We start from the raw sequence: 24,835 nt of genomic DNA, 5'->3' as shown, positions 1-24,835 counted from the left end.
GTGTTTGATCCAAAAAGGCGACTTCGGTCGCCTTTTTTATTTATAAGACAGAGGATTGCTTAATGATTAATAAAATTTTTGCACTTCCGGTAGTCGAACAACTTACCCCTGTGCTCTCCCGCCGCCAGATTGACGGTGCTGACGTTATCGTCGTTGACCATCCACGCGTTAAGGCCTCCGTGGCGCTGAACGGCGCCCACCTGCTCTCCTGGAAACCCGAAGGTGAAGTTGAGGGATTGTGGCTCAGTGATGCGACCTCCTTCAAAAAAGGGGCTGCAATCCGTGGTGGCGTACCGATCTGCTGGCCGTGGTTCGGCCCGTCCGCACAGCCGGGTTTGCCTTCTCACGGTTTTGCCCGTAACCAGCAGTGGACCCTGAAAGCGCATAACGAAGACGACAGCGGCGCCGTGCTGACCTTTGAGCTGCAGGCAAATGACGAAACCCGCGCTCTGTGGCCGCACGATTTCACACTGTACGCCCGCTTTAAGCTGGGTAAAACCTGTGAAATCGAACTGGAAGCCCACGGCGAGTTCGAAACCACCTCCGCCCTGCACACCTATTTCAACGTGGGTGACATCAGCGCTGTGAAGGTGAGTGGCCTTGGCGATACCTTTATCGATAAAGTCGACAACGCGAAAGAAGGCAAACTCAGCGACGGCGTTCAGGCTTTTCCTGACCGTACCGACCGCGTCTATCTGCATCCGGAAGCATGCAGCATGATCCACGACGGTGCCCTGAACCGCGGCATTGAGGTAGTACATCACCATCACAGCAACGTGGTGGGCTGGAACCCGGGCCCTGCACTGTCTGTCAGCATGGCCGACGTGCCTGACGACGGTTATAAAACGTTTGTCTGCGTGGAAACGGCCTGCGTGACTGCCCCGCAGAAAGCGAGTGAAGAAAAGCCATCTCGTTTAGGTCAGACGATCCGCATTATTAAGCGATAATCTCGCTGCACCACACTAAAGCAAACGGGGCGCAAGCGCCCCGTTTTGATGCACCAATTGCACAATATAAGTGCGCAATCAGAACTTGTAGGTCACACCGACGGAAAAGATGCCTGCCCAGGACTTATCGACCATCGGGCTGTCTTTCACTTCATCGCTCAGACGCTCATAACGGCCAGTACCGTACACGCTCCAGTCGCCAAGGAAGTTATAGCTCGCGGTCAGCTCCAGGTACGGATCCCAGCCGTCATCTGCGCTGTAGCTCTTCAGACCGCTACGACGGGACTCGTTTTTAGAGACGCCATAATAGTAGTCATTGTAGTTCTCGCTGTTGTACTGCACACCAATACCCGGCGTCAGGGTCAGACCACCGTTGGTGTAACGGTACAGCCACGCCAGATCCCAGATAAAGCCGTTGCTGTTATCCAGCGTATCGCCTGCCAGGGCCGTACGCAGGAAGCCATACTGGGTGTTATGCACATAAGAGAGGCCGGCCATCATCGAGCTTTTACGCTTGTCGAGCTGGCGAAGCGCGTGGCTGTCGCTGTCACCCGGCTTGAAGTGCGTAGGATCGTAGTACGCCATGATGGAAAGCTTATCGGCCGTATCGTTCCACAGATAGTAGCCGCCGCCGAGCCCACGGAACCAGACGTTATCGCCTTCATAGGTGATAACCGGCACAGGATAAACATCACGGTCATACTGTTTGTACGGGCTGTTAATGACGCCAACACCCGCGCCAACCGTCCACTGACTTTCCGCCTGTGCGGTGCTTACTGCGGTCGCGGCAAGGATGCCTAATGCCAGAAGTTTGAGTTTGGTCACAATCCATTCTTTCCTGTAGTCAAATAATCAGCGGGTGAAGTGTAACCGCCATTCCCGTACATCCCAAAATTTTTTGCCTGCTAATCAGTCTGATTAACCCATTATTTTTAACTTATCAGATGACAACCGGCTTTCATTTACATGACCGCTGAATGAAAAATGTGCTTTTGCCTTATTACCAGAGTGGAAATTTTTGGATGAGTTATTGATATGTCATTGAAAGTAGATTTTATGGGCATGCAAGTTTTGCAAATGCCATCTACGCTTTAATTTAAGAAGAGTTTTCCTGAACACCCTGCGGTTCTTAGCGTCTGACCTGGCACACAGGTTGCTGCTCTGGCAGTGAGGTGCGAGAGATTCTCTTCCGGGAGCCTCCACTACTCATACGAACGGCTCTTATCCTGTGCTAAAAAACGAAAGGACGGCATGCCATGAATATATTCGATCACTATCGCCAGCGCTATGAAGCTGCCAAGGACGAAGAGTTCACACTGCAGGAGTTTCTTACCATCTGTCGGCAAGATCGCAGTGCCTATGCCAATGCGGCAGAACGGCTATTGATGGCTATTGGTGAGCCAAACATGGTTGACACTGCCCTGGAACCCCGGCTTTCCCGTCTCTTTTCGAATCGGGTGGTCGCCCGATACCCGGCGTTTGAAGAGTTCTATGGCATGGAAGATGCCATAGAGCAGATTGTCTCCTACCTGAAGCATGCCGCTCAGGGTCTGGAAGAGAAGAAACAGATCCTCTATTTACTCGGCCCCGTGGGCGGCGGTAAATCCTCGCTGGCGGAACGCCTGAAGTCGCTGATGCAGCGCGTGCCTATCTATGTCCTGAGCGCCAATGGCGAGCGCAGCCCGGTGAACGACCATCCGCTGTGCTTGTTCAATCCGCAGGAAGATGCGCAGATTCTGGATAAAGAGTACGGCATCCCGCGTCGCTACCTCGGCACCATCATGTCGCCGTGGGCGGCAAAACGCCTGCATGAGTTTGGTGGCGACATCACCAAATTCCGCGTGGTGAAAGTCTGGCCGTCGATCCTGGAACAGATCGCCATCGCCAAAACGGAACCCGGTGATGAGAACAACCAGGATATTTCGGCGCTGGTCGGTAAGGTCGACATCCGCAAGCTGGAAAACTTCGCGCAAAACGACCCGGATGCCTACGGTTACTCTGGCGCGCTGTGCCGGGCTAACCAGGGGATTATGGAATTCGTCGAGATGTTTAAAGCGCCCATCAAGGTGCTGCATCCGCTGCTGACGGCCACTCAAGAAGGAAACTACAACGGGACGGAAGGTATCTCCGCCCTGCCGTTTAACGGGATTATTCTCGCCCACTCGAACGAATCTGAATGGGTGACCTTCCGTAATAACAAAAACAATGAGGCCTTCCTTGACCGTGTGTACATCGTTAAGGTGCCTTACTGCCTGCGGATCTCCGAAGAGATCAAAATTTACGAGAAACTGCTTAACCACAGTGAGCTGGTGCATGCGCCGTGCGCGCCGGGCACGCTGGAAACGCTGTCTCGCTTCTCCATCCTGTCGCGCCTGAAAGAGCCGGAAAACTCCAGCATCTACTCGAAAATGCGCGTCTATGACGGTGAGAGCCTGAAGGATACCGATCCGAAAGCGAAGTCGTATCAGGAGTATCGCGACTACGCCGGGGTTGATGAAGGGATGAACGGTCTGTCCACGCGCTTCGCGTTTAAGATCCTCTCCCGCGTCTTTAACTTCGACCATGCGGAAGTGGCGGCCAACCCGGTGCATCTGTTCTACGTGCTGGAGCAGCAAATCGAGCGCGAGCAGTTCCCCCAGGAGCAGGCTGAACGCTACCTTGAGTTCCTGAAAGGTTACCTGATCCCGAAATACGCCGAGTTCATTGGCAAAGAGATCCAGACGGCTTACCTGGAATCCTATTCAGAATACGGGCAGAACATTTTTGACCGTTATGTCACCTACGCTGACTTCTGGATCCAGGATCAGGAGTACCGCGACCCGGATACCGGCCAGCTGTTTGACCGTGAATCCCTGAACGCGGAGCTGGAAAAAATCGAGAAGCCTGCCGGGATCAGCAACCCGAAAGACTTCCGTAACGAGATTGTGAACTTCGTCCTGCGCGCCAGAGCGCATAACAACGGGCGCAATCCGAACTGGACCAGCTACGAGAAGCTGCGCACGGTCATTGAGAAGAAAATGTTCTCCAATACCGAAGAGCTGCTGCCGGTGATCTCGTTTAACGCCAAAACCTCAACCGATGAACAGAAAAAACACGACGATTTTGTCGACCGAATGATGGAAAAAGGCTACACCCGCAAACAGGTCCGCCTGCTCTGCGAATGGTACCTGCGCGTGCGTAAATCGTCTTAAAACAAGTGCCCGGCGGCGGTTAGCGCCTGCCGGGCCTACAAAATGCAAGTTGGCAAATGCAGTACGGGGGGTATATGACCTGGTTTATTGACCGGCGTCTTAACGGCAAAAACAAGAGCACGGTGAACCGCCAGCGCTTCTTGCGTCGTTATAAAGCGCAAATTAAACAGTCTATCTCCGAGGCCATCAACAAACGCTCGGTGACCGACGTCGACAGCGGCGAGTCTGTCTCCATCCCTACCGATGACATCAGCGAACCGATGTTTCATCAGGGGCGAGGCGGCCTGCGCCATCGCGTACACCCAGGTAATGACCACTTCGTTCAGAACGACAGAATTGAGCGCCCTCAGGGCGGCGGCGGTGGTTCAGGAAGCGGTCAGGGACAGGCCAGCCAGGACGGTGAAGGTCAGGACGAATTTGTTTTCCAGATTTCAAAAGATGAATATCTCGACCTGCTGTTCGAAGACCTGGCGCTGCCGAATCTGAAAAAGAATCAGCATCGTCAGCTTAATGAATATAAAACCCACCGCGCGGGCTATACCGCCAACGGCGTGCCCGCCAACATCAGCGTCGTGCGTTCGTTGCAGAACTCGCTGGCGCGACGCACGGCCATGACGGCAGGCAAACGTCGCGAACTGCGCGAGCTGGAGAGCAGCCTGAAGGTGGTGGAAAATACGGAACCGGCGCAACTGCTGGAAGAGGAGCGCCTGCGTAAAGAGATTGCAGAGCTGAGGGCGAAGATCGAACGGGTCCCGTTTATCGACACCTTCGACCTGCGCTACAAGAACTACGAAAAACGCCCTGAGCCCTCCAGCCAGGCGGTGATGTTCTGTCTGATGGACGTGTCCGGCTCGATGGATCAGGCCACCAAGGATATGGCGAAGCGTTTTTATATCCTGCTCTATCTGTTCCTGAGCAGAACCTATAAAAACGTCGAGGTGGTCTATATCCGTCACCATACCCAGGCAAAAGAAGTGGATGAACATGAGTTCTTCTACTCGCAGGAAACCGGGGGCACCATCGTCTCGAGCGCGCTGAAGCTGATGGATGAAGTGGTCAAAGAGCGCTACGACCCGGCACAGTGGAACATTTATGCCGCGCAGGCGTCGGATGGCGATAACTGGGCCGACGACTCGCCGCTGTGTCACGAGATTCTGGCGAAGAAAATTCTGCCGGTCGTGCGTTACTACAGCTATATCGAAATCACCCGTCGTGCGCACCAGACCCTGTGGCGGGAGTATGAGCATCTGCAGTCGATGTTCGATAATTTTGCCATGCAGCATATCCGTGACCAGGATGACATTTATCCGGTGTTCAGGGAGCTGTTCCACAAGCAGTCTGCTACCAGCAACGCATAATCCCACAGCCAGCGAACCCGCTGGCTGTTTTCTTTCGACCCCGTTCATCCCGTGCTAATGTAGACCCCTGCATACTGGATTATCACCGGGAAAATCGTTATGACTGACGACGTTATTGGAACAGGAACCCACCAGCAGCTCATTACCTTACTCACCGAGCAGGGCGCGCGTTTTCGCGTCATGGAGCACGAGGCGGTCGGGAAATGTGAAGCGGTAAGTGAAATTCGCGGAACCGACCTGCGGCAAGGCGCCAAAGCCCTGGTCTGCAAGGTGAAGGGAAACGGCGTAAAGAAACATGTTCTGGCGATCCTCGCCGCCGACCTGCAGGCTGACCTGAGCCAGCTTGCCAGCCATTTTGGCGGGCTAAAGGCCTCCCTCGCCAGCCCGGCCGAAGTCGATGCCCTGACCGCCTGCGTTTTCGGCGCTATCCCGCCCTTTAGCTTCCATCCTGACCTGGCACTGGTTGCCGACCCGCTGCTGTTCGAGCGCTTTGACGAAATCGCGTTTAACGCCGGCCTGCTGGAGAAATCCGTTATTATGGATACCCAGGATTACCTGCGCATCGCCCGTCCTGAGCTTGTCACCTTCCATAAAGCGTAACTGCGATGGCTGATGCCCCTGTCAGCCTTTTCTTTCCAGGAACAGCACGGAGGCAACAAGAATAACGGCAATAGCGAAAAACGATGAGGAGATAATCAGCGTTTCCACAAACATGTGATCGTTCATGATGGCGACCCTTTTGCGATATCTGCTTTCGTTTTAATCCGCGTAAATGACAAGGTTATGACAACGATAAAATCTTTTTAACACTGTTCTCTGCCGCGTTTGCGCGTACAGTAAACAGGACCATTATTCTGGCAAGGATTCCCAATGTTTGATCCTACTCTGCTCATTCTTCTGGCACTCGCCGCGCTCGGCTTTATCAGCCATAACACCACCGTCGCCATCTCGATTCTGGTGCTGATAATTGTGCGCGTGACTCCGTTAAATACCTTTTTCCCGTGGATAGAAAAACAAGGCCTCACCATCGGGATCATCATCTTAACCATCGGGGTAATGGCGCCCATCGCCAGCGGCACGCTTCCCGCCTCAACGCTGCTGCATTCGTTTGTAAACTGGAAATCGCTGGTGGCGATCGCGGTGGGGATTTTTGTGTCATGGCTGGGCGGACGCGGCGTCACGCTGATGAGCAGCCAGCCCTCGCTGGTGGCGGGCCTGCTGGTGGGCACCGTGCTGGGCGTGGCGCTCTTTCGCGGCGTGCCGGTCGGCCCGCTGATTGCGGCAGGCCTTGTCTCGCTGTTTATTGGGAAGTCGTAGTCAGGCTGGCCATATAACGCGCCGGCGTCTGGCCCAGTCCCTTCCTGAACATGGTGATAAACGCGGTGGTCGAGTCATAGCCCAGTGACTGGGCCACCTGCTGCACCGATTTGCCGCTTATTAAATGCTGTAACGCCACAATCAGCTGCAGCTGGTGACGCCAGCGGCGGAAGCTCAGACCGGTCTCCTTCACTACCAGCCGCGCCAGGTTGCGCTCGCTCATGGCGAAGTGGCTCGCCCACTGCGCCAGCGTCTGCCAGGCGGCGGGCTCTTCCGCCATCTTCTCGCTCATCAGCCGGATTTTGGGATGGGGCGACACGGGCAGCTGCAGATGCTCCTGACGCTGGAGCGGCAGCTCGTCAAACAGGACGTCCACCAGACGCGAGGTGGCCGCGAGCTGCAGCTGTTCACGTGATTTTTCCGCGAGCGATAAAATCAGCTCCCGCACCAGGGGGGAAATTTTCAGGGTACAGCAGCGCTCGGGCAGGCTGGCAGTCCCCGGCTCAATGAACAAAAAGCAGAGCTGCGCGCCCGGCGTGGCCCTGTTGCTGTGCGGCATCTGGCCAGGGATCCAGACGGCATACTGAGGCGGCACCATCAGCATGGCATTTTCCACTTCACAGGTGATTGCGCCGCCGAGGGCCAGAATCAGCTGCCCCTTACGGTGATGATGAAGCGGAATATATTGTTCCTCCGCCACTACCTGAATGCGAAATGCGACGGCCGCATCGTACTGGCTATCCGGATCGTAGCCTTCCAGTCCCAGACCAATCATCAGTTTGTCCGATATGAGCGATAAACTGTCATTTTAGCCTGATTTCAACCGCTGAGAAAATCGGTATTGTGTGCGCTCGCTTGAACGTATGAGAACATAATGACTACTGCTATTCGCACCTCAGGAAAACACGGCGCGCTGTTGATTGCAGGCATCCTGATGATTGCCACCACGCTTCGCGTCACCTTTACTGGCGCAGCGCCGCTGCTCGATACCATTCGTCTTGATTATGGCTTAAGCACGGCGCAAACCGGTCTGCTGACCACCCTGCCCCTGCTGGCTTTCGCCCTTGTCTCGCCGCTCGCCGCAGGCGTTGCCCGGCGTATCGGCATGGAGCGCAGCCTGTTTATCGCCCTGCTGCTCATTTGCGCCGGGATTGCCGTTCGCTCGCTGCCTTCCGCCGCTTTGCTTTTCATCGGAACGGCGATCGTCGGCTGCGGTATTGCGCTCGGGAACGTGCTGTTACCGGGATTAATTAAGCGTGATTTTCCGGGCCAGGTGGCGAAGCTCACCGGCGCCTATTCCCTGACGATGGGCGTCTCGGCGGCGTTTGGCTCAGCGATGATCGTTCCCCTTGCACAGGGGAGCGCGGGCTGGCATGGCGCGCTGCTGATGCTGATGGCGTTTCCGCTGGTCGCACTGCTGCTCTGGCTGCCGCAGTGGCGTCAGAAACACGTCGCAACGGTAACGGGCGCAGGCGCGCTGCAAAACCGCGCGCTCTGGCGCTCGGCCCTCGCCTGGCAGGTGACGCTCTTTTTAGGAATTAACTCGCTGATCTACTACGTCATCATCGGCTGGCTGCCGGCGATATTGCTGAGCCACGGCTACAGCGAAGCGCAGGCCGGTTCGGTGCACGGTCTGTTGCAGCTGGCCACGGCCGTGCCGGGACTCGCCGTTCCGCTGATCCTCCACCGCCTGAAAGATCAGCGAGCGATCGCAGGCTTAGTGGCACTGATGTGCGCGATAAGCGCGGCAGGATTATGGTTTATGCCCGGAATGGCGGTGATGTGGACGCTGATGTTTGGCTTTGGCACAGGGGCAACAATGATCCTCGGCCTGACGTTCATCGGCCTGCGCGCCAGCTCTGCGCACCAGGCGGCGGCGCTCTCCGGAATGGCACAGTCGATTGGCTACCTGCTTGCCGCCTGCGGCCCGCCGCTGATGGGGAAAATTCACGATACCGCAGGAGACTGGCAAATCCCGCTTCTGGGCTGTGCGCTGGCCGCTGTGATAATGGCTATCTGCGGTGTGTTAGCCGGGCGAGACCGGGAGATCGCGCCCCGTTAAATCCTCAGGCAGACCACCGGGTCTGCCTTTTTTACCCGCGCGCCGCGCGCAGCATCGCCTGCACCAGCACGACCGGGCGTCCTTCCAGCGCGGCACGTTCATGCTGGAATAAGGTGATCACGAAGAACGGGTGCGTCACCAGCTCCGCGGCACGAATTTCACCCTGATCGTCCCAGCCCGTTACATGCATATCACCGCTTTCCAGCGCCTGCGCAAACGCCGGCGACACGCCATAGTTACAGTGATACCCCTCTTCAATTTCCGGCTTGCCATACGCTTTGGCGATCAGCGTATTATTGCGCAGCTCAATGGCATCCGTTTTTTCCACCAGCGAGCAGGTCAGCGGCGCAATCACCATGGTGCCTTCGGTATCCGTCTCAGCGTGTGCCGCATCAGCCCAGCCCAGCACGTTTCGGGCATACTCAATCAGCGCATGCTGGAACCCGCCGCAGGTGCCCAGGAACGGGATGCCGTTCTCACGGGCGTAGCGCGCGGCAATAAAAGCGGCCGCCGTGTTTTTATAGGGGCTGGCAGGAACCAGCCAGATGGCATCGTAGCCCACCAGATCTTCAGCGCTTGTTAGCTCCGTCGTGGCCAGCCAGTCGTAATCGGCGGTGAGGTCAAGCACTGCGGCGGCGTCGTCAATGGCCAGCGGGATAGCCTGATGCGCAATAACATTGGGATTGTAATCGCCAACCAGCGCAATGCGCAGCGTTGTTTTAACCGGGAGGTGTTCCATGAAAGGTTCCTTATGCCAGAGTATTATCAGATAACATAAGGAACCTCAGACTACCGATCTTTTGCAATTATCACAATACCTTAAATTGGGAGGGTGGAATCATGATTCAGTGCAAACGGGTATACGAACAGGCAAGCCCTGACGACGGCTATCGGGTACTGGTGGACAGGCTGTGGCCGCGCGGGCTGAAGAAAACGGATCTCGCGTATGACGAATGGTGTAAAGCGCTCACGCCTTCGAATGAATTACGCAAGGCTTTTCACAGCGACACGATTGATTTCGCCGCCTTCAGTCAGGCCTATCGGGAAGAGCTGGCGCAGCAGGCTGACGAGGGCGTGCGTCTGGCGACGCTGGCGCGCAGGCAGACCGTCACCCTGCTCTTTGCTGCCAAAAACACGGAGCAAAATCACGCTCTGGTCTTAGCCGACTGGCTGCGCCATCTGTGATCAGCCGATCGTCAGTTCATCCAGAATTTGCGGCGCTTCATCCGGGGTGAGCGGCATCAGATGTTCGGCGCGGACAAACGCAAAGCCATGCTGATTGTCAAAGGCGTAGACATCCCCCGTCACCAGCCAAAGCGCGCGATCTGCGGTGACCGGTAATTGCGTCATCACGCCGTTGACGGGGTTAACAAAACGCAGGCCAGGCTGGCAAAGGCCAAACAGCTCAACGGATTTACCAATATTGCGACGGCCTGACGCCGTGCGGGCGCCAACGATCATCGCCATGCTGCCCGGTTTTAGCTGAAACATACTTCTCTCACGATAACGAACGCCAGGAACTGGCTAAGAATAATCTTAAAGAGAAGTGTATCGCAGGCAATATTACTTTGTCACCTGGCGGGTTGCGGATGGTCGCGACGATAGAGCGTCCATTCATCGATCACTTCGCCGCCCGGTAATTTGCACTCGGTACGCACGCCCTGCGGGCTTTGAACCGGGACCTGTTCCCCGCCTTTCTCCAGACAGTAGACGGAAGCTGGGTTCGCCATACCGATAACGTGCGGCGGTTTCGGTGCATCAGGTGGCGTGGTTTTGGCGGTGCAGGCGGCCAGGGGAAGCGCCAGCGCCAGAAGCAGAAATCTCATCTCATTGATCCTTTTGACGTCATCAGAGTCTAAGGGTAACGGGTCATCGCCACGTTCTCCATGATTTCTCCATTTTAACTGCACTTTTCAGCACTATAGTGTGGCATGTTCTCGATATGACCAGAGAACATCATTCCGTAATCAAGATGTCTTTGCCCCGGTCTCAACAACGGGGCTTTTTTTCGCGCCTGCTCCCCGCTTCCTGCATATATTAAATTTTCTGTATTCATGTTTTACTATGCCTGAAGCCTAAAAATTCAGCATAACATGCAGATGCAGACGTCTTCTGCCTGGGAGTCATTCTACGTCATGTCGGATCTTATCCTCGCTCGCGTTTCAGAAACCCTTGCCACCGAGCAATCCCTTGAAAGCCTTGTTCGCCAGCTGCTGGAGATGCTGGAGATTGTCACCGACATGGAGTCGACCTACCTGACGAAGGTGGATATCGAAGCGCGGCTTCAGCACATTCTCTACGCCCGCAACAGCAAGCAGATGACGATTCCGGAGGGGCTGAGCGTCCCATGGGATGAGACGCTGTGCAAGCGCGCGCTGGATAGTGACACGATATTCAGCAATGACGTGCCCGAGCGTTGGCCCGAGTGTGAAGCAGCGAAAGCACTTGGCATTACCACCTACATGAGTATTCCTGTCCATCTTGCGGATGGTTCACTTTACGGAACGCTCTGTGCCACCAGCACGGCCAGAAAGCCGCTGAGCGAGCGCGGTGAACAGGTCCTGAAGCTCTTCGCCGGGCTGATCGCCCAGTCCATTCAGAAAGAGTCGCTGGTCACCCAGCTTCGCGAAGCCAATGCGGCCCTCATCGCGCACTCCTATACGGATGCCCTTACCGGTTTACCCAACCGTCGCGCCATTTTTGAAGATCTGACCACCCTCTTTTCTCTGGCCCGGCATCTTAAGCGTAACGCCATCATCGCGTTCATCGATCTGGATGATTTCAAACTGATTAACGATCGTTACGGCCACGAGGCTGGCGACCAGTTCCTGATAGAAGTGGGTAAGCGTTTGACGGAAGAGAAACAGCAGGACGATATTATCGGTCGTCTGGGCGGGGATGAATTTCTGGTGGCGTCGCTAAGCCAGCCCCACCAGGACGGGGATAACGCGCAGCTTACGCTGCTTAAAACGCGCCTCAGCGCCTGCATCGCTGGCGAATACTGGCTGGGCAGCGTTCATATTATTTATCCGGGCGCCAGCTTCGGTGTGATCGAAGTGGACCCTGCCGCAACCGATCCTGACAGCGCGTTACGCGCTGCGGATGTCGCGATGTATCAGGATAAGAAAGGAAAAAGCAAATCACGCTTTCTCACCATTGATTAACCCCGTACACTCTACGGCGTTACAGAAACCGAAACAGGTGATGGTATGAGAATAGGGATCCTCTTCCCGGTCGTTATATTTATAACGGCGGTGGTATTTTTAGCGTGGTTTTTTGTCGGCGGTTACGCGGCGCCGGGGGCATAAATGCGGAAGACAACCGTCATTATGCTGATCGTTGCCATCGCGGCGTTTGCCGGCACGCAGCTTGGCTGGTGGTAAACGCCAGTACGTAAAAAGGCCGCCATCTGGCAGCCTTTTTCAACGCTTTCAGACCTTAGCTTTTGATCTTTCTGTAGATAAACAGAACGACCAGCGCACCGATCACCGCGACGGCGAAACTGCCGAAGTTAAAGCCATCGACCTTGCCAAAACCGAACAGCGTACTGATCCAGCCGCCGACTACCGCGCCGACAATACCCAGTATTACGGTGACGATAAACCCACCGCCATCTTTGCCCGGCATGATCCACTTCGCCAGAATACCCGCAATAAGCCCAAAGATAATCCAGGATAAAATTCCCATAACTTTCCTCTCTGTATGGTTTTTGTCATTAAATCAACGACACAAAAAAGGATAGCACAGGATTCCAGAAAGGAAATTTGTGATAAGCATCACAATGAGAGAGTGGGGAATTATTCATCAAAAAAATGTACGGGCCACAGAAACTGTGGGGTTGCATCTTTTGTTGAGAAAGATTATCTTTCTCAACACTGAATAGTTGAGAGAAACACTCAAGTATTCAGTACGACATTGCTCACATTGCTTCCAGTTTTTCTTGCCCACTCCTGAGTGGGCTTTTTTTTGCTCATACCCCAACAAACGCGTACCGGTTACGTCCCGCGCGTTTCGCCTGATAGAGCGCCTGGTCTGCGGCAATAATGATATTTTGCTGGCTGCCTGCAATGTCGACGGCACGGGCGGTGGAAATTCCGACGCTTACCGTCACCCGGCCGAAGGGGCTAAAGGCATGCGCGATTTGCAGCGAGAACACATTGCGAATAATCGTCTGGGCCAGACGAAGCGCCTCCTGAATATCCGTATCCGGCAATATCAGCGCAAACTCCTCTCCGCCGTATCGCGCCACAAGCTGATTATCACGGGTAAGGCTCTCCCTGAGGCTGTTTCCAAGCATAGCCAGACACCGGTCCCCTTCAGGATGACCATAGTTATCGTTGTATTTTTTGAAGTAGTCCACGTCCACGATCAGTACCGAAATCGGCGCGTCATGCGCGGCGCACGTAGCAATTTCCGAGAGGATTTTTTCATCAAAGACGCGGCGGTTGTACAGCCCGGTCAACGCATCTTCTGAAGCGATAATCTTCAGCGCTTTGTTATCCCGTGTTTTTCGGGACAGGTCGGAATACAGGAAGTACGACGCCACGATGAGTATCGCCGTAAACACGAAAATGAGTACCGCCAGCTGAATCGCCTGCTTGCGCCAGGGTGCAAGAGCTTCATCAATGCTGACGGCCACTGTGGTGACCAGTCCGTAGCGTCGGTTTTTCTCATAGGCATAGATGCGCTCGATTTTATCAAACCGTGAGATGGAGCTGGCTATCCCCGTATTTTGTACTTTGAGATATTTCCTGAAGAGCGGTGAATCAGAAACAATCGTGCCGATATAGGTATTTTTAAAGGGATAACGGACCAGCAGCACGCCTGATTGCGTCGTTAAGCCGATGACGCCCGAGTGACCGATATTAATCTGCCCGTAGAGTGCCAGAAAATTTTCAATACCGAGCGTCACCACCACGACACCGTTAAATGCCCCGGACTGAGTTTCAAGGCGCCGACTGAGGGTGATAACCCATTTGCCATTGGTTCTGCTTACCACCGGCTCCCCAATAAAGACCTGCTGAGTTTTATTTTCCTGGTGATAGATAAAAAACTCTCTGTCCGAGCCTTTGCGTGGCCCCGTGAAACTTTCATGCAGCGCGGTGAAGATATCGCCCTGAGCATCGTAAACAACCACATTATTAATCTGGGTAAGAAGGTTATCCTGATTATGGATCATGTGCTGAATATTGGTCGCCTGCTGCGGGGTCATGCCATAAATTTCGATTATGTCGGAAACGGTAGTAATTAACATTTCACTCTGGCGCATGATCCCTTCAGTATAAACATCCAGGGTGTGGCTAAGATTAGCGACGCTGGTATTAATTTGCTGGATTGACTGCTGTCTGGACGTGGCAATTTGGACGGCAAGCGCCAGCGAGATGATCAATGAGACAATGATGACGGTAATGGTTGTTGTGTAAAAAGTATTTTTCACATGCACGAGCTTTTCCACCTTATCACGCCTGATATCCCTGGCTGACAACTCTTGTCACTGTAACAAAGCTCAGGATAAGAGGAAAATGAATTGCACTTAAGCATACAACAGAAGCTCGTCTTTATTTTGTGTTTCACCGCCAGGCAACCCGCTCTATTCCTGATTTTTTTACAGCGCCTGACGTTTTACAGCATCACGGCCTCCCTGGGCTTAGATAAAATGACTTTAATAAAATCGATATAGGAGACGGGTTTACCAAAATAATACCCCTGCAACAGGGTAATTTCATTACGGTTGAGATACTCCAGCTGCTCTTTCGTTTCTACACCTTCGGCCACGATACGCAATGAGAGTTTTTTCGCCAGGTCAATAACGCAGTCCAGCAGGATCGTTGAGTCCTTCTCCTCAGAAACCCGGTTAACAAAGCTTTTATCAATTTTAATACAATCTATGGCAAGCGCATTAAGACATGACAGCCCGGAATACCCCGTACCAAAATCATCCAGTGCAATGACAAAACCGGCGTTATGCAGCGCGTTGAGGTTTTCCACCAGATGAGGATTATCGATCAACGGTTCACGCTCGGTCACCTCGAGAACCAGCTTCACGGCTTTACCCTGAAACCCCTTGCCGAAGAGACGACAGTCACCAAGGAAAGAAGGGGCATCAATGTGTCTGGCGCTGATGTTCACCCCGATATGGAACCCATCCGGTAGCTTCGGCAACAGCGGCTTAAGCTGTGTGACCACTTTCGCCATCAAGCCTTTGGTCAGCGGAATAATCAACCCGCTACGTTCAGCAATCGGAATAAAGACATCCGGCGGGATAAACCCAGACTTTGGATGCTTCCACCTTGCCAGGACTTCAACCCCGTATAACCCGCCGGTGTCCCCGTTCACGATCGGCTGGTAGTAAGGCACGATCTCTCCCTGCAAAATGGCCTTACGCAAATCGTCTTCAAAGGTGGTGCTTTTTCCCTTGTATCGACGGATCAAAATGCCCACCGCCAGGGATAGCGCGAGAATCAGCAGTATCAGGCTCCAGCCCTGGTGCAGTAGCCGCGTCAGGCTAAAAAAGGCAGGCGGTTGCCAGGCCATACTAAAGGGGAATTGCGAAGATGCCGTAAGTGAACCCGTCCACGAGGCCGCTTTCCATCCGGTCACGTCACCGTTGCGCGTAAACATGCTTTCGCCGACAACCAACCCCAGGTCAACGCTGTTTGATGCATTCGCGATGACGTCCTGCAAATGCGCATCACTGACGCTGACGATGATGCGCCCGCCCGCGATGGGCATCTGGAAGACAAGTACCGGGATGCCGTTCACCAGTCGATTACCGGGGAGCAGCATTAATTCTTTTTCAGGTAGCGTCTCCGGATGAACAATCAATACGCCATTCCCCGGAAGGGATGTACAGATGATTTCCCCCTGCTGCTGGATCATGATGGCGCGCAGATGCGGTTTTAGCGCAGCTTCTGTCCCCAGCGCCAGCTGCCCGCTGCTGGTACACCCCTGCTCCGCAACGCGCTTCGCCGTGCTGGCCGCACTGACGGCTTCCGACAAAATGCTTTCTATTTTCTGGGTGCTTACCGTGGCGGTATGAACGTTATTCATTTTCGCCATCTGCCATAACTGCCAGTTAATAATCAGTATGCCGATCAGAAAAAGAAACAGGGCACTGAGAATAGGGATCATCACGTTGCGCACGATGTTTTCCTTAATAGAATAAACAAGCATGAAGGATCTGAAAGAAGAACCCGTGGTTTACCTGACGTTGCCGATCGCAATGAAAATAGCTTAGCTGAGAATTATCTTAAAAAACTGATGCTTTCGTATGAGTTCACCCGCCCGAATTTGCTCACCCGGCGTGACTATCAGGCTTGTGCCTTGCCCAGGCTGTGTTAAGATTTATGAATTCAGGGAGCGGACAGGATAACCGGAAAATGAAAAAGCGCATTGCCGTTGCGATCGTTTCAACGCTTCTGGTCATCCTGTCTCTTTATGCGGTCAATGCGGTTATCCTTGGTCAGCAAAAAACCAAACAGCTTGAAATATCCCGGACCCTTTTACATTATTCCGAAGACCTGTCCCAAAACGTGGCGCTGGGCCTTAAAAGCATAACGACGCAGGGCTGTGATAAAACCAGCCTTGATAGCTACAGACAAATAAAGCTTAACAACCTCTATTTCGGCGATATCGGTTTTATTGAAAAAGGAAAAATTATCTGTACTGCTTTTTGGGGTAAACTCGCGACGCCCGTTCCACTTCCTGCGGAACTGCATAAAACGCCGAGAGGTTTTCTCCTCGCGCAGTTTTCAAGAAAAGACTTTTTCACGGGCAATGCGGCCATTTATAATAATATTATTATCTTCACTTCCCGCTATGCTTACGATAAATTCACCCCGGTTACCGCAAGCTATTCTCTGAGTGCCACCACAAAGGACTTTGGCCGGATCTTTTTTTCGGCTGCCCCCGACCTGCGAGCGCGGAGCTGGCTGCACTCCACGTTGTTCACCCTGACCATTACACAGTGCAGCGCCGTGTGGGATTTATGCGTGATTGTCAAACATCACGATGCGGGACTGGCCTCTCTCCCCCCGTTTATCTTTACGTTTCTCGCGGTCATACTCTTTTTTATCTGGGTCGCGATAACGTTATTTGTCTTCCGTATCCATGAAGACCGTTTTTCGCTGGAACGTACGCTAATCAAAGCCGTGATAACAAATACCTTCAGCGTTAACTATCAGCCCATTATTCGCATTCGCGATCAAAAAATCGTGGGCGTGGAAGTTCTGTCGCGGTGGCGCGATCAAAAACACGGAGACGTCTCGCCGGAGCTGTTTATCCCATTAATTAAGAAAATCGGGCTGTATAAAAGATATTATGGCAATGTTATCGGTAAATCGCTCTCAGAAATTGCCCCGCTGGCAATTAAGCATCAGCTGATCGTTTCAATCAACGTTGGGCGGAAAGAAATTGAAGACGGACAGTTTATTAACATTTTGCGTCGCGAGTGCTTAGTCAACAACCTTCCCCTTTCCCTGATGAAGGTCGAGCTTTCTGAGAAAGCCGTTTCCGCGGCGGATATCCTTGAGGGATTCTGCCAGGAACTAAAATCGCTTGGCGTTAAAATTTCAATCGATGATTTCGGCGTGCAAAATTCAAATCTGGCCCGGCTGTCACAGCTTGAATATGATGAAATCAAAATTGACAAATCGCTGGTGGATGGCATCAGCGAAGATTATAAGCAAAACATCTTTGTTATCTTCAGCGATGCCCTCGCGAAGTTGAATAAAACCCTTGTTTTCGAGGGCGTGGAAAATGAAACTCAGTATCGCTTTATTGCGGACAGATATCCCGACGCGCTGATCCAGGGATGGTATTTTTCAAAAGCACTCACCCGGAGCGAGCTGGCGAAGCGACTCACCGGCGTCGCCCCCTAACCTGAAGCCTGTCCTGCTCGTTTTTTTACACTCGGACGTTTCCATTTTTTCCGCCAAAACATATAGTCGTAATATTCAGACGGTAGATTCCCCTGAAGCACACTCTTATTTTGGTTAAAAACGTGAAATTATCCTTAGTTTTTCCAGCAGTACTCTTTCTTCTGATCGTTATTTTCGCGCTGCTTGTCGATAAACCCGCTTCGCCTATTCTGCGGAAAAAATGCATGTGGTCCGATAGCGTGATGCTGAGCTGTATCGCAAAGCATCACCATAACGGTTTTTGAGGCAGGCTATTCATTTCCCCACTGATTGAGGAAGTTCGCAACATCATCAATGCGACCCGCACGGATCCCGGCTTCTGCGGCCATCTCCTGCTGGGCTTCCTCGCTGATCTCCTCATTATTCGCTAAGCGGGTAAGCAGCAGCTGGAAATAGTGTGCCAGCGCGTCGCGCTCTGATTCCGCGACTTGCTCTGCGGCCTCCGTCGCGTACTCATCGGCAATATCATAATATTTCAGGGGGATATCGTTGTGCATAACAGTCTCGTCTCTGGTCAATAAAGGTAACGTCACGAGTATATCGGACGCATTATCTCAACCAAAGCATTGCTTCAGATGAGTAACGCAAGCAGCGCAGCGAGCGCGGGAATAGCCTGCACGTACAAAATTTTACGGCTGGCGGTGGCTGCGCCAAAAAGCCCGGCGATCAGCACGCAGGTCAGGAAGAAGATGGCCACCTGAATCCCGTTTTCGCCGAGCCAGAGGCTCCACAGCAGGCCCGCCGCCAGGAACCCGTTATACAGCCCCTGATTCGCCGCCAGCACGCGGGTGTCGCGTGCAAAATCAGGACGCAGATTAAAGGCCTTGTGTCCTGTTTTGGTATTCCACAGGAACATTTCCAGCACAAGAATGTAGAGATGAATAAGTGCAACGACAGTGATAAGGACAGTGGCTAACATCGGGTTGTCTCCCGCGGGCAGAGGCAAAAAAAACGGGAACCCTCAGGACCCCGCTCTTGTTTAACCCAGAATCTGGATTACATGTTCGCGATAATCGCGTCGCCAAACTCTGAGCATTTCAGCAGCTTAGCGCCTTCCATCAGACGTTCAAAGTCATAGGTTACGGTTTTCGCGTTGATCGCGCCTTCCATACCTTTAACGATCAGGTCTGCGGCTTCGAACCATTCCATATGACGCAGCAGTACATAACTGCTATTCTACTATCTCATTGATAATTTGTGAAAAAATTATGTTTTTCTGTCGATGTATTGCCCCAACCTACCTCTTTTAAACCAATGATTTTAATAGGATTAATTTTTATTTTGGGGAATGCTATCGAATGATCGCCAGCCAGCCAGCCACCGCCTGTTTTTGCATACGACCTTGTTGGAGCACTTTACTAATTGTTAGCCAGAGCACTTTATACTGCGTTGAAACACCTACGTCGTAAATGATTATCACTCTCTGGCACCATACTCCAGCACATAGGCTTCCAGGCTGCTTTCACTGTTCACTGTTTGTCTAAGATGTTAGAATTAATACTAAGCAAACAACCAAACTCAACTCACATGACTAAACATTTTTCTGCTGCAGATGGTATCCGAGGAGTAGCTTGCCTCATTGTAATTATACTTCATAATGTTAGTAAATATCTCCCTACGATTGGTCAATATACAAAGGGCTGTGAAAAATATGGAGTGTGGATATTTTTTACACTTAGCGCATTCTTACTAAGCATCAAGCTCATGAATAAAAAACCTACATTTCCTGAGTATGCTAAATACATCATATCAAGATTCTTTAGAATCATCCCCCCATTTGTCGTAGCTGTATTTACTTATTATTATATGGGCTACATGAATTACCAAAAAATGATTGACACCATTTCCTTTAATTCTTCATATTTTCATTTCTGGACAATCCCTGTAGAATTCAAGTTTTACTTCACCCTTCCTTTGTTTTTAATATCATTCTTAGTCGCAGATAAAATTAAAGGAATTATGGGAGGGGGGGCTTTATTATTCTTGCTTATTTTATTAGTTCAGAATGCATACCCTTACAATATCACCATTGAAAACTCCATTCAAACTCTACCATACCTTTCCGTTTTCCTTTTTGGTGTTTTTTCTGCCATCCTGCATTGCAGACATAATATAAAAGTAAGCAACACAATGGGTGATAGCATCATACTCTTTATAATCTCAATATTATTCATAATATCTCCTGGCGTAATAGAAAACGTCTTTAGATTTCAGCCAATCGACCTTATGAATAAATACGTATTCCTTGGCATTCTATTCACTATTTTAATTTTCATTTTATGTAACACATCTGGATACTCAGCTGTTTTTTTTAGTAACAAAGCATTCAGATTTATAGGCAAATACAGTTTTTCTATTTATCTATATCATTGGCTTTTCCTTACTAATAATCAAAATATCTATGGAGGGCCAGTTGAAACTATTTTTGCAAATACTATTATGAGCATTGCGCTTGGGATGCTAATGTTTTATCTATGCGAAACACCAATGAACTATATAAGAAAGTCCATAGAGAATTTTGCATTTAAAAGAAAAGAAATTTCACCCCAAACCTGAGTGTTGAGAAAGACTGATTCATTTTTAAAGATATTCTGATAATCCCGTTGTCAGGGTATTGACCATTTCAAATGAAAGTTGTGTGGCACGAATCAGTCAATCTATCTTACCAAAACAGACAATCACTGTTGCCAGTGGCACGACCCCTGGCAACAGAGTCAGTTCCATGGATGCTAGAGGAGTTACCACGCCTTTTGTCAGAACGCTTTTACTGGCCACACTGTACATAACTAAATTTCTTATATTGCATTGATAAATTAAGAAAATATTATGTTTTTCTGTCGATTTATTGCCCCACCCACAACTTTTTACTTCAATTAAGGGCATAACAATAACTTTACCCTTGCCCCGTAAACCGGCGATCAGAAGCCACCTCTATAATGCTCTTGAATACTGTTTTTTTATGGATCTTCCCTTTTATATAAAATAATTTTGTTGAAAGTATGAACCAAGCAGCTTTATATTTCATGCCCGTACTTGAGTCTGCGAGGAATGAAAATTCAAGTGATGACGACCGCCAGCACAGATTATTTAGGTTTATCTATCCAGAGGATATCTGGCGCAGTTGATGTATCGACCGCCTCCAGCGCTTTAAGATAATCCAGCCACAAATTGTAGTGTTCTTTCTCTGAATCTTTCAGTCGCCCCATGGCAGTTTTGCCAGGCAATTGCTGGTTATTGATAAAGTCGTTTGCCTCATGGATTCGACGAAATTTCTCAGCTTCTGCAAGCTGGACCCGTGCATGATCCGAAATAGCCCACGCATTATTATCATTATCCCAGGTATACCATTGAGAAGGTCTGCGGCCAGACAGCATCAATTTCCCGCCTGTATCACTGCAGACACGTTGCTCACCATCATTCATCCCGGCGATGAGATGAATATGTTCTTCTTGAGTAAAGTCTACAGCATCAGCCGGGATAACACTCAAATTTTCATCATAAAACGCCTGTGCTTTTACGCTGAATTTAATTGTCTTAGCTAACTCGCAATAGCGAACCAGCGCTAGGTGATGTTATAACCAGGCGACATAGTGAATGAACCAGCGTTAATAGCCAGGGCATTAAGCCTGAATTGCGCTTTATCGATAATGCTGACAGCATTAAATTAAAAAAGTATCTTAAGGCCTTGTTATTTTGATAAACCACTTAATTACAGAGATTTTTTTAACGCTGAACCACAAAATCTGACATGCTGAAATATAGATGATTTACTTTCATTTAGGAGAACGATTTTGTAACATATACTCTATCTCTACTTCGATGAAAAGCAAAGACAATGGATTTTCTGACATTCCTGTCATCAATGATTAAGTCGCTAGCCTGGCCAGTTCTTTTGGCCAGTTTTCTCTATTACGGTCGATATGACCTTTTCAAACTTATTAGAACAATAAAATCAATAAAATATGATAAGTTTGAGATTATGTTTGAAGAGCAAGCAGCAGAAGCTGCTGGGTAGGCTGAAATTATTTCAGATAAAGAAAAAGACAACTCAGAGCGTTACAAGGACTTTTTTCTTAAGCCCTTATGAGAATGTTATGAAATCCTATCTGAAACTTGAAAATTCATTGCGGAATGGTGTGAAACGAAAAGTTGATGTTGGAACAATTGAATTGCCTCCTCATTCAAACGACCGACGCTTTGAGCTAATGAATGGATATCATCTTATGCGCTTGCTTTATAAAGCTGGCTTGGTTGATTTAGATTTTGCAGCTCTACACGATAGCTTACGCAACTGCGTAACATGGCTGCATATAAACATAATTTTGAAATTCCACAGGACGCTGCAAATAACTTTGCGGACTCTTCAATTACTCTAATAGATAAGCTAGAAGAAATTTGAACATCCGTCATGGGGTGTCGGGGGTCGGAGGTTCAAATCCTCTCGTGCCGACCAAAAACACATTGAAAACCAGCCTTTTACGGCTGGTTTTTTCATGTTTGAAATTTGTACGGGGAAGCATTGGGGATAAATTGGGGAATAACCACCGACAGTTACACGCTACATTACAGGCGATTTATCGTCTTTAACCTGGTTAAGTGTATGTGTAAGAACGCCGTGCACCGTTACATCATTCAGAGCTTCCCCTTCAATCGCTTCACCATCTTAAGTGATCAGCGCCTGACCCATTAGCTTCACAAACTGGTTTCTCCCGTCCATGCTAACCAGCAACGCATCCCCTCTTCTGGCTTCAGACTGACGTTAATAACGGCCTAGCCGCATGAAGTTTCAATAACCCGGCAGTTGTTGTCTACACCGCAGATAACATCTATCGTCATGCGCTGCTCCTAGTAATCCATGGCTGGGGATGGAAATCCCATTAGTAAACCATCCCCATGTTACGCAGGATCCAGTATCGGTTCTCGCTTCCGTTTGTCGTCTTATCGGCGAACTCCGGCTGGAATCGCTCGATCCATGAATTTGCATCCGCCAGGCTGAAATGCCAGTGCCTCTCCTGCAGTTCAGCGATGAATTTGTCTTTGTGCAGGCAGAGATAGCCCTTAGGGTTTTGCTGTATGGCCGCAATAAAAGCAGCACGAATATCCGGTTGGCGAGGCATTAACGCACCCTCATTCGCTTATTGACTGTATGCATATACAGTATTATTTTTATGAAAACAGATCAAGCACAGGCAATTTTTCACTTATAAGAGGATCGGTATGTTTGTTGAACTGGTTTATGACAAGCGAAATGTTGAAGGGCTCCAAGGGGCCAGAGAGATCATCCTGGCTGAGCTAACAAAGCGAGTGCACCAGATTTTTCCTGATGCAGAAGTGAAGGTAAAGCCAATGCAGGCGAACGGCTTGAATAGTGATGCCAGCAAAAACGATCGGGAAAAGCTGAACCGCATGCTGGAGGATATGTTTGAAGAGGCAGATATGTGGCTGGTATCTGAGTTATCGCCCGTTCGCCAGGTTGGCCTTTAATTTTAACTTGGGTACTATCCCCGACGTTTGCTCGGGCATGAACACTGAGCAACCAGCCGCCGTCCGTTCTTACATACGATGGGCGGCGGCAATCTTCGTTAAGCAGGTTTTTCAGGCCAGAGATATCCGGCGCGGCCGATGTAACAACAGCTTCAAGCTCATCAAGACAATCCCCTTCTATCGAATCATCTTAATCCGTGATGATCACTTTCTACATTACCTTACCGAAGTAGCTACGACCATCGAGAATGGCGAGTAGAATGTCATCCAGCCGCACGACCAGACCCCGATCGACTACCGCGACACCTTCTGACGTCCAAATGATGCATTGCTGACACAGGCTTTCATATAGATTACAATTCGCGACACGAAAATTATTAACTAGCTTAGGTAGAATTATGCAGCAAGTGCGTTCTATTCAATACCTTCGAGGCATTGCGGCCATATTGGTTGTTGGCTTCCACTTCAGAGGTAACCTTAATGATATTTATCCGATAAAGAATTTCGGTGATTTAATGTTCATAAGCGGATCCTTTGGGGTAGACCTTTTCTTCATGATTAGCGGATTTATTATTGCGCTTTCAACCGCAAAGAGTGAAGACAACATGTTAACTAAATATGTTGTAAAAAGATTCTTCAGGATTTATCCGTTGTTTATTATTACGTTGGCAATATTTTATTTATTTATTTCAAACGAAGATAATTTTTCATTCTGGAGATCTGCGTTACTGATACAGGCTGACTACAGCCAGCAGGCACCGTTCTTTGGTGGCAACATGATAGGGCAAGCGTGGACCCTGACCTATGAGATTTATTTTTATCTGATATTCTTCGTTGCGATGAGCATTAGTCATAAATACAGATCATGGATTGCATCATTTATGCTTGCCGTCTCTGTGTTCAGTCTGCAACTTTACTTTAATGGCAGTATTAGCATGGAAGGTGACAATGCAATTGCACTACAGGCAGGAATGCCGGAAGGCTTAGCGGCATTCCTGCGGTTTACCTCATCGCCGATGTTAATAGAATTCATATTTGGCATGATGGTATACGAATTAAGAAACGTAATATCATCACCCCCCAAAATTAATGTCATTGCTGTAATTTCATGCTCGTTAGTTTTCTGTTTCTACTTTGCTCAATACAAAGCAGCACACGGGCCTTTTAACTATGGATTATGGGCGATCCTGCTGATTGCGACACTTGTTGCCTATGAAATGAAAAATGAGATAAAAGAGATAAAGATGCTATCATTTTTCGGTGACATCTCTTATTCGTTATATCTGACGCATATTGCCATTACCATGTATTTAGATAAGTTTGGAGCAAATATACCAATTTACAATCAGTGGGTAGGAATGTCCAGACTTATCCTTTTGTTCATCATAACGATAACCACTGCATATATTTTCTACAATGTAGTAGAAAGGCCATTTATCAGATTATCAAGATCTATAATATCATGTAAATTTCCTGCATTAGGAAATGAACTAAGCAGACAGAGTTAGTAAAAGACCACCTTCTAAGAAGGTGGCTTTTGAGAATGTCCCCTGTAAGG

The 24,835-nt window shown here is 50.2% G+C and carries 27 protein-coding genes and 2 pseudogenes; 13 read left to right on the top strand and 16 right to left on the bottom strand.

The window, feature by feature from the left end; all coding sequences use genetic code 11:
* Positions 1-62 precede the first annotated feature (62 nt).
* Positions 63-947, top strand: coding sequence for a D-hexose-6-phosphate mutarotase (locus ACEPLT_RS08760; protein ID WP_023327142.1), 885 nt, complete (start codon positions 63-65; stop codon positions 945-947).
* Positions 948-1,025: 78 nt separating this feature from the next.
* On the opposite strand, the gene ACEPLT_RS08755 is transcribed toward ACEPLT_RS08760, so the two are convergent.
* Entirely contained in the window at positions 1,026-1,772 is a 747-nt protein-coding gene (locus ACEPLT_RS08755; protein ID WP_021241048.1) for a MipA/OmpV family protein, read from the bottom strand.
* Positions 1,773-2,203: 431 nt separating this feature from the next.
* Here ACEPLT_RS08755 and yeaG point away from each other — a divergent pair, with 431 nt between their 5' ends.
* The 3 genes from yeaG (at position 2,204) to ACEPLT_RS08740 (ending at position 6,096) form a co-directional block, all read left to right on the top strand.
* A complete protein-coding gene (gene yeaG / locus ACEPLT_RS08750) occupies positions 2,204-4,138 on the top strand; it encodes a protein kinase YeaG (protein ID WP_008500713.1) in 1,935 nt (644 codons plus the stop codon).
* 74 nt (positions 4,139-4,212) lie between these two features.
* Positions 4,213-5,496 (top strand): YeaH/YhbH family protein, encoded by a 1,284-nt coding sequence (locus tag ACEPLT_RS08745; protein WP_023292702.1) that lies wholly within the window; start codon positions 4,213-4,215, stop codon positions 5,494-5,496.
* A 99-nt stretch (positions 5,497-5,595) separates the two neighbouring features.
* A complete protein-coding gene (locus ACEPLT_RS08740) occupies positions 5,596-6,096 on the top strand; it encodes a YbaK/prolyl-tRNA synthetase associated domain-containing protein (protein WP_008500735.1) in 501 nt (166 codons plus the stop codon).
* 21 nt (positions 6,097-6,117) lie between these two features.
* Here ACEPLT_RS08740 and yoaI read toward each other — a convergent pair whose 3' ends face one another.
* Positions 6,118-6,222, bottom strand: coding sequence for a small membrane protein YoaI (yoaI, locus tag ACEPLT_RS08735; RefSeq protein WP_010430055.1), 105 nt, complete (start codon positions 6,220-6,222; stop codon positions 6,118-6,120).
* Between the two features lie 144 nt (positions 6,223-6,366).
* On the opposite strand from yoaI, the gene ACEPLT_RS08730 reads away from it, so the two are divergent.
* Complete coding sequence (locus tag ACEPLT_RS08730; protein ID WP_008500737.1) at positions 6,367-6,813, top strand: DUF441 domain-containing protein; 447 nt, start codon at positions 6,367-6,369, stop codon at positions 6,811-6,813.
* Here ACEPLT_RS08730 and ACEPLT_RS08725 read toward each other — a convergent pair.
* Complete coding sequence (locus ACEPLT_RS08725) at positions 6,797-7,588, bottom strand: AraC family transcriptional regulator (RefSeq protein WP_021241046.1); 792 nt, start codon at positions 7,586-7,588, stop codon at positions 6,797-6,799. The genes ACEPLT_RS08730 and ACEPLT_RS08725 overlap by 17 nt on opposite strands.
* 99 nt (positions 7,589-7,687) lie before the next feature.
* On the opposite strand from ACEPLT_RS08725, the gene ACEPLT_RS08720 reads away from it, so the two are divergent.
* Entirely contained in the window at positions 7,688-8,875 is a 1,188-nt protein-coding gene (locus ACEPLT_RS08720) for a CynX/NimT family MFS transporter (RefSeq protein ID WP_021241045.1), read from the top strand.
* 31 nt (positions 8,876-8,906) lie between these two features.
* Here ACEPLT_RS08720 and ACEPLT_RS08715 read toward each other — a convergent pair whose 3' ends face one another.
* Entirely contained in the window at positions 8,907-9,614 is a 708-nt protein-coding gene (locus tag ACEPLT_RS08715; protein ID WP_021241044.1) for a CTP synthase C-terminal region-related (seleno)protein, read from the bottom strand.
* Between the two features lie 101 nt (positions 9,615-9,715).
* Between ACEPLT_RS08715 and ACEPLT_RS08710 the strand changes: the two genes are divergently transcribed.
* On the top strand, positions 9,716-10,060 hold the full coding sequence (locus tag ACEPLT_RS08710; RefSeq protein WP_023327138.1) for a DUF488 domain-containing protein: 345 nt from the start codon (positions 9,716-9,718) through the stop codon (positions 10,058-10,060).
* Here ACEPLT_RS08710 and ACEPLT_RS08705 read toward each other — a convergent pair whose 3' ends face one another.
* Both ACEPLT_RS08705 and ACEPLT_RS08700 read right to left on the bottom strand, forming a co-directional pair.
* Positions 10,061-10,366: a hypothetical protein gene (locus tag ACEPLT_RS08705; protein ID WP_008500742.1), complete on the bottom strand. Its 306-nt coding sequence runs from the start codon at positions 10,364-10,366 to the stop codon at positions 10,061-10,063.
* An 80-nt stretch (positions 10,367-10,446) separates the two neighbouring features.
* Positions 10,447-10,701: a putative hemolysin gene (locus tag ACEPLT_RS08700; RefSeq protein WP_008500743.1), complete on the bottom strand. Its 255-nt coding sequence runs from the start codon at positions 10,699-10,701 to the stop codon at positions 10,447-10,449.
* Positions 10,702-11,010: 309 nt separating this feature from the next.
* On the opposite strand from ACEPLT_RS08700, the gene ACEPLT_RS08695 reads away from it, so the two are divergent.
* Together ACEPLT_RS08695 and ACEPLT_RS08690 are read left to right on the top strand one after the other, a co-directional pair.
* Positions 11,011-12,039, top strand: a complete 1,029-nt coding sequence (locus tag ACEPLT_RS08695; protein WP_031274981.1) for a sensor domain-containing diguanylate cyclase — start codon at positions 11,011-11,013, stop codon at positions 12,037-12,039.
* Between the two features lie 45 nt (positions 12,040-12,084).
* Positions 12,085-12,183, top strand: coding sequence for a YoaK family small membrane protein (locus ACEPLT_RS08690; RefSeq protein ID WP_014883431.1), 99 nt, complete (start codon positions 12,085-12,087; stop codon positions 12,181-12,183).
* Here ACEPLT_RS08690 and ACEPLT_RS08685 read toward each other — a convergent pair.
* From ACEPLT_RS08685 to ACEPLT_RS08670, 4 genes are all read right to left on the bottom strand, one after another.
* The gene (locus tag ACEPLT_RS08685) at positions 12,162-12,284 is read right to left on the bottom strand and encodes a hypothetical protein (protein ID WP_008500745.1); all 123 of its coding nucleotides are present in this window, start codon (positions 12,282-12,284) and stop codon (positions 12,162-12,164) included. The genes ACEPLT_RS08690 and ACEPLT_RS08685 overlap by 22 nt on opposite strands.
* Before the next feature lie 29 nt (positions 12,285-12,313).
* Positions 12,314-12,562: a GlsB/YeaQ/YmgE family stress response membrane protein gene (locus tag ACEPLT_RS08680; protein WP_008500746.1), complete on the bottom strand. Its 249-nt coding sequence runs from the start codon at positions 12,560-12,562 to the stop codon at positions 12,314-12,316.
* 283 nt (positions 12,563-12,845) lie between these two features.
* A complete protein-coding gene (locus ACEPLT_RS08675) occupies positions 12,846-14,330 on the bottom strand; it encodes a sensor domain-containing diguanylate cyclase (RefSeq protein ID WP_232928408.1) in 1,485 nt (494 codons plus the stop codon).
* Between the two features lie 167 nt (positions 14,331-14,497).
* On the bottom strand, positions 14,498-16,018 hold the full coding sequence (locus ACEPLT_RS08670; RefSeq protein ID WP_232928405.1) for an EAL domain-containing protein: 1,521 nt from the start codon (positions 16,016-16,018) through the stop codon (positions 14,498-14,500).
* Positions 16,019-16,254: 236 nt separating this feature from the next.
* Between ACEPLT_RS08670 and ACEPLT_RS08665 the strand changes: the two genes are divergently transcribed.
* On the top strand, positions 16,255-17,754 hold the full coding sequence (locus tag ACEPLT_RS08665) for an EAL domain-containing protein (RefSeq protein ID WP_232928403.1): 1,500 nt from the start codon (positions 16,255-16,257) through the stop codon (positions 17,752-17,754).
* A gap of 290 nt (positions 17,755-18,044) precedes the next feature.
* Here ACEPLT_RS08665 and ACEPLT_RS08660 read toward each other — a convergent pair whose 3' ends face one another.
* The 3 genes and pseudogenes from ACEPLT_RS08660 to ACEPLT_RS08650 form a co-directional block, all read right to left on the bottom strand.
* A complete protein-coding gene (locus tag ACEPLT_RS08660; RefSeq protein ID WP_032639754.1) occupies positions 18,045-18,290 on the bottom strand; it encodes a DUF2543 family protein in 246 nt (81 codons plus the stop codon).
* Positions 18,291-18,364: 74 nt separating this feature from the next.
* Positions 18,365-18,712 carry a DUF1304 domain-containing protein gene (locus ACEPLT_RS08655; RefSeq protein WP_008500751.1) on the bottom strand — a complete coding sequence of 116 codons (348 nt, stop codon included), beginning with the start codon at positions 18,710-18,712 and terminating at the stop codon, positions 18,365-18,367.
* 77 nt (positions 18,713-18,789) lie between these two features.
* A pseudogene (locus tag ACEPLT_RS08650) lies at positions 18,790-18,966 on the bottom strand (isocitrate/isopropylmalate family dehydrogenase); the annotation flags it as partial.
* Between the two features lie 312 nt (positions 18,967-19,278).
* Here ACEPLT_RS08650 and ACEPLT_RS08645 point away from each other — a divergent pair.
* A complete protein-coding gene (locus ACEPLT_RS08645) occupies positions 19,279-20,349 on the top strand; it encodes an acyltransferase family protein (RefSeq protein WP_232928401.1) in 1,071 nt (356 codons plus the stop codon).
* A gap of 527 nt (positions 20,350-20,876) precedes the next feature.
* Here the strand turns inward: ACEPLT_RS08645 and ACEPLT_RS08640 are convergent.
* The 3 genes and pseudogenes from ACEPLT_RS08640 to ACEPLT_RS08630 all read right to left on the bottom strand — a co-directional run bounded on the left by ACEPLT_RS08640 (position 20,877) and on the right by ACEPLT_RS08630 (position 22,910).
* Positions 20,877-21,281 (bottom strand): tail fiber assembly protein, encoded by a 405-nt coding sequence (locus tag ACEPLT_RS08640; RefSeq protein ID WP_447088365.1) that lies wholly within the window; start codon positions 21,279-21,281, stop codon positions 20,877-20,879.
* A gap of 1,070 nt (positions 21,282-22,351) precedes the next feature.
* Positions 22,352-22,629, bottom strand: a pseudogene (locus ACEPLT_RS08635) (hypothetical protein).
* 41 nt (positions 22,630-22,670) lie between these two features.
* Complete coding sequence (locus ACEPLT_RS08630) at positions 22,671-22,910, bottom strand: hypothetical protein (protein WP_032651473.1); 240 nt, start codon at positions 22,908-22,910, stop codon at positions 22,671-22,673.
* A 100-nt stretch (positions 22,911-23,010) separates the two neighbouring features.
* Between ACEPLT_RS08630 and ACEPLT_RS08625 the strand changes: the two genes are divergently transcribed.
* On the top strand, positions 23,011-23,277 hold the full coding sequence (locus ACEPLT_RS08625; RefSeq protein WP_032651471.1) for a DinI family protein: 267 nt from the start codon (positions 23,011-23,013) through the stop codon (positions 23,275-23,277).
* Positions 23,278-23,675: 398 nt separating this feature from the next.
* Entirely contained in the window at positions 23,676-24,785 is a 1,110-nt protein-coding gene (locus ACEPLT_RS08620; protein WP_232928399.1) for an acyltransferase family protein, read from the top strand.
* Positions 24,786-24,835: the final 50 nt, after the last annotated feature.

Source organism: Enterobacter sp. fkY84-1 (assembly GCF_052974705.1).
Note: the sequence above shows the minus strand (reverse complement) of the source record. Positions and strands in the feature narration are given on the sequence as shown.